The organism is Parabacteroides sp. ZJ-118 (genome assembly GCF_011038785.1).
In the GTDB taxonomy this organism is placed as follows: Bacteria; Bacteroidota; Bacteroidia; order Bacteroidales; family Tannerellaceae; genus Parabacteroides.
The window spans coordinates 1-5208 of sequence record NZ_JAAKDT010000074.1 but is presented as its reverse complement, the minus strand read 5'-3'; the positions used below and the strand labels follow the sequence as shown (position 1 = coordinate 5208).

4 protein-coding genes are annotated in these 5208 nt (G+C 44.3%); all 4 read right to left on the bottom strand.

Annotation, left to right across the window (positions count from 1 at the left end; genetic code table 11):
* Window positions 1-315: 315 nt before the first annotated feature.
* Window positions 316-2058 (bottom strand): thiamine pyrophosphate-binding protein, encoded by a 1743-nt coding sequence (locus G7Y39_RS12985; RefSeq protein WP_165157865.1) that lies wholly within the window; start codon window positions 2056-2058, stop codon window positions 316-318.
* A gap of 8 nt (window positions 2059-2066) precedes the next feature.
* Window positions 2067-3155 carry an NAD-dependent epimerase/dehydratase family protein gene (locus G7Y39_RS12980; RefSeq protein WP_165157864.1) on the bottom strand — a complete coding sequence of 363 codons (1089 nt, stop codon included), beginning with the start codon at window positions 3153-3155 and terminating at the stop codon, window positions 2067-2069.
* Window positions 3152-4690: an oligosaccharide flippase family protein gene (locus G7Y39_RS12975; RefSeq protein ID WP_165157863.1), complete on the bottom strand. Its 1539-nt coding sequence runs from the start codon at window positions 4688-4690 to the stop codon at window positions 3152-3154. The genes G7Y39_RS12980 and G7Y39_RS12975 overlap by 4 nt, the downstream gene beginning before the upstream one ends.
* Window positions 4691-4924: 234 nt before the next feature.
* Window positions 4925-5208 (bottom strand): PD-(D/E)XK nuclease domain-containing protein (locus G7Y39_RS12970; protein WP_206225175.1); only part of this gene is annotated, 284 nt, incomplete at its 5' end.

The following is a 5208-nucleotide window of genomic DNA, read 5'->3' as shown; positions in this document are numbered from 1 at the left end:
GACCCTCCGCCTTGTAGCGAATGTAAAAGTTTTCAAAATCTTCGTTGCTGTAATACATAATTTATCAAGATTAATGTTACAGCCGCGAATGTAGTCGGTTTTACTCAGGCTGTGCTTGGACGCTTACAGGCTGCGACCTTTGCGATGCTGATTGTAGTCTTGCATCACTTTCTCAAAGTATTCGAGAATCAAGGAACCTGCCTTACGCTACAACGGTGGTTTACCCATTAAATGCTAAACTTGTCAAAGAACTCTTTGGACTTGTGGCGGATGCCGCTTAGCCGATATCTTTATTTTTAACGAACTATTGTCACTTTATAGATTCAATTTATTACGCAGCGATTGTATTTCTTTTTCATTCAGCAACTTCTTGGCTACTTGTCGAAGGATGCCTTTAGCGGAGATGGTTAAATTGCTCATTTGGAATAATGCTTCACTTTCCTCTTTGTTATCGGTAAATACCTCCAACAGCATCGGTCGATCCACCATACGAGGTTCCACAAAACGCCCTAACACACTCAAGAACTCCTCTTTTCCATTTGCGCTTAAGTATTCGTAACCCAAATCCTCCGCATAATGCCTTACCAATTGACGTGACTTGTTGCCATAATGACCGCCTGCCGCGATATAGGCATCAGCCTCCTCTCCGAAAGCCGCTCCAGGATGATTATAATTACGAAATTCTGTTCCCTTTCCGTTATTGATAAGCATAATACGCACGTTGTTCCCCACATGCCTGTTGCCTATTACATTCATGTCATAGAAGAAAGCCAAGTCCCCCAAGATACCAAAATACAAACGATCCGGGTGGACCAAAGAGGCGCCCACCAAAGATGAGATATCCCCGTCTATACCAAAGCCTCCCGTATTCGCATATCCATATATGTCGGCCTCCGTCTCGAAAAGATTCCAAGACCGTAAGGTATTCAATATACCCAAATGTAATACGCACCCTTTAGGAAGTTGGGCTGCCAAACGTGAAGCCATCCATATATTCGAGAAAGGAAGATCCTCCGGTATTTTAGAACGAATATCCTTCAAAGCCTCTTGACAACAAGCCAAATATTTTTGACTGGCGACTTCTTGTCCGGAAGCATAATGTTTGAAGAAATACCATTCAGACATCTCGAACACGGAGGTCAACCGCTTATAAGGATCCCGCAACTCTCCGTCAGGACTGACTCTCCACACCTCTTTCGGGCGGAACGACAAGTAAGCGCCGGATACCTCTCCGATATGGATCAACAAATCCATCGCGACCACATCGCTCATGCTCTTTTCCTGAACGGTAATCAACGAAGGCAACACCCGGTATCTTCCCCTATACCCACTTGTATGGTCGCAGAACACAACCGCGTCATGCGAAGCGCAAAAGGAGTCCAGTGCCTCCGCCTCAACCTCCGTGAATTTTCTATGCGAACCAACAAAGACGGCTATACGCCCTTTGGGTAGTTCCGGAAAAATGTCTTGTGGCATAACACGGCGGATCATTCGAGCCTGCGGTAACTCCTTTACCGAATAGTCGCGGCTATACGTCGTCGTCAAGTTGATATGCACCGGACCGCCGCCCCTGTGACGAAGTTCCAACAGCGCCCGGTTTATCTTTATGGTGTTACTCCATTCCGTCGTGATGTCATCGGTCACAGGTATATGCTCACTCAAAAGAGCAATGTCATTTTGTATGACACGACGGTCTATCACCTGTGCGATATGATGGCCGATCCGAGAAATATCTTGCGTACTCGTGACGGCCAATACCGGCAATTTACGGTAGTAGGCCTCTGTCAAGCCCGGGATGTAATTACGGGAGGCCGTTGCTCCCGTGCAACTCAATACAACCGGCTCACCCGATTCCGCCGCCATGCCGCAAGCGATATAAGCCGCACTGCGCTCATCCACGCTCGAATACATCTCAAACCAACTATCCTGCTGTAGACTGGCCACCAATGTGATGTTCGTGGTCCCTGGAGAGGCAACTATCTTTTTGATATTATGCTGCTTAAGCAACGAAATAAGAAGTTGTATGCTTCTCTCCGAACTATAAAATTTTCCTTCCACACCTATTTTTATCTATGATTCATTATATATTTCACACATCCAAAAGGAAGTTTTCTCAATAAAAGATATACCATATACCGCTTGAATCCCCCTATTTCACGCATCGGGGTAAACTCCCCGCTCACTCGATCCAATAAGGCTTCATTTCCCCACCCAATCGGTTTAAAATCCCGACTGTTTATCAAGGCACACAAGCACCGGTGAAGGGATGTCCGTACATCCGAAAATTTCAAATCAGGAACCACGGAAAGGATCTTACGGTTATCAAATTTCCTGTCAAACAAGCGGCAATACCTCACTTGATATTGGGTGCGCTTGAAAGACAAATTCAAGCAAGCACCCGTATATACCACTTTGGGACGTATCCCTGTACATTCCTCTATCGTCCGAACATAAATATCCGACACCTCTTGCCAGGTAAGCGACTCCACCGTCACTATGTTAAAATCCTCACTCAAAGCCATCGTATTACCGATAAGTCCGGCGATACCTTGAGCCACATCCTCGCCATAAGTCAATGTCGTATAATGGCATGCGATGTCTTTCGAGAACACGATTGCGCGTCCCTGCAACACTCTGTACAGCCATTGTTCCTTCTCGTAAACCCCTAACTGCAAGCGTATATCACTAAATGTGATATACGGCCTGACAATCGTCCAATTCTTATATCCGGAAGCCCGCAATAGATCCTCTTGCCGTGCTTTAGTCAACGCATACTCATCTGTTTTCAGGTAATCAGTATCCGACGTTACGTCCAATAGCCGAGGAGATCTTTCCGTTATATACGCCTCCTCATTAGCGAATACTCTTGCCGAACTCAGGTAGACATATTGACTCGTATATTTCAAAAGCAAGTCAATCCGCATAGCGAACTCATCCGTATGATACACCATGAAATCAACAATCGCGTCCCAGCCCTCCTGGAGGATTTCTTCTATAAATGAAGGATCATGTGCATTACCTTTCAGATAGATAATACCAGCTTTATTCATCCGATCCTTGCGGGTAGTTACAAATACATCCTTTCCTTGTTTTGACAAGAGCATGGCCAAATGAATACCCATAGCTCCCGTTCCTCCCAACAGTAATATTCTCATCGTACAATTGTTTTTCTTTGAATTTTCCGAACCATCGCTTTCACGGGTTTCTTAAATAATTCCCTCTCATAATCATTCATGGAAAAACGATAAAAAAGAGGGATATAAACCATCCCCAATAGCAGGCAAGCCATCCCCCAACATGAAAAACCTTGAATATCGGACTGAGCTACCAAGCACCAGCCTCCAGCAATAATCAATAAAGGCACAATAGACATGCGCCCTATTTCTCGCCAGAAACGCTTTATATCGATATGAATCTTTATTTGATAGTAAATATTCAAAATAATACCGTAAGCAAATACAATGGCCAACGAAGTAGCCATCGCACAACCGATCGCACCCCATTTCTTCGAGCAAGGAATAGCCACTAACAAACTCAATACCGAAGCTATCAAAATAAGTAGAGACCGGAACCGTAACCGATTTTGTGCCATTAAAATGGTTATTCCCAAGTTTTGGATGAGGGGGACAAATGTGGGAATAAAAAAAAGTAAGGCGATCAGATAGGCTTGATCATACCCTATCCCTGCCCACATTTGAATAAAAGGCCGTCCCAACAGGATAAAGCCAGTCAAAATGAAGGACATGACTATATATTGCAGCCGCCCCGTACGTATGAACATGTCTGAAACCTCTTTTTCTGAAACTCCTTTCGTTACCATAGCTGTCACTTTAGGTAAGAGAACCGTACTAATCGCAGTGGAAAACATATAATACATATTCTTTAATTGGATAGCTACCGCATATACCGCTACTGCTGCCGTTCCTTGAAAAACTCCCAATATAAACTGTCCGGATCCCCAATAGATTTGTTCCGTAATCGCATTCAAGAATATCCAAAAAGAATAAATCGACACCTCTTTCAAGAACCCCCACTTAAACCTTTTGAAATACAGTTTCACCCGCAGCTTACGCTTACAATAAATGTAATTAATACATAGGGTCAACACATTGAATATAGTAGTAACCACCACCAACGCGACAGCCTTATATCCCCAAAACAAAAGCCCCACCATTACCAACGGATTCAGCAAGGTCCTCGCTATATTAATTGATTTTTGGAACACGAAATTTTCATAAGCCGTGATGATAGATCCCCAGATACTCATTGGAAACGTGAACGCTAAGTTGAACGCCATTAGCAGAAGGATAATACGCATCCGACTCACCTCCCCAGCTGTCATATTCGCGTCGAAAACAGCGTCTACATTCCCAACCATAATCATCGCGACAATAAACGCTATTAAACTTATAACCAAATAAAGAAGGAAAAACATACCGAACATCTCATATTGCTCCTCTTTCTTCCCCTCCGCACGAAACTTGGCCGTATAACGAACAATAGCGTTGCCAAAGCCTAAATCCAAGACGGTTAAATAGGCAATAACAGAGGCCGCCAAAGAATATAATCCATACTCCGACTTACCCAGCATTCGAAGTAAGAACGGAGTATATAGCAGTCCTATTAAGGTATTTAATCCCAACAGGACATAAGATAAAAGCGCACCCGCTTTAAGCTGATTTATTATCATAGAAAGGTTAGCGTCCAAGTAATGCCGGACGAAACTACGAATCACGGATTCAGTGGTAGTTAGGCTTCAGTTATCATTCTATCATCGTTAAACTATGAATATTCACAATGTCCACATAACGTTACAGGCTTGACAGAGCCGGACGGGAAAAGTGATTTCCCCGATCAGGGAAACCACCTTCCCCTGATAAGGAAAGACACTATTCCCCGATAAGGGAAAGACGGTTCACCAAATCTATCCAATCCTTGCTGTGTTTTCCTCTATCTTCCACTCTTCAATCGTACGCTTCTCCGTACTGAAATTGATCCCCACCTTCACCACCGGAAGACCACAGAGGGCGAAACGTTCGGGATACTCCTTCAGATCGATCTGCTCCATGGCTGCATCGGCACTTTGGTCCAGCTTCAACTCGATCACGTAAAGCGTGGAAGGCGTGCGGAGCACCATGTCCACACGACCCTTTGGTGTACGGACCTCCACATCCACATAATTGCCGAGCAGCGTGAAAATCACATAAA

Coding starts and splice junctions, on each gene's coding strand:
- G7Y39_RS12980 (WP_165157864.1), bottom strand. CDS start 3,155: ATGAGAATATTACTGTTGGGAGGAACGGGAGCTATGGGTATTCATTTG.
- G7Y39_RS12975 (WP_165157863.1), bottom strand. CDS start 4,690: ATGATAATAAATCAGCTTAAAGCGGGTGCGCTTTTATCTTATGTCCTG.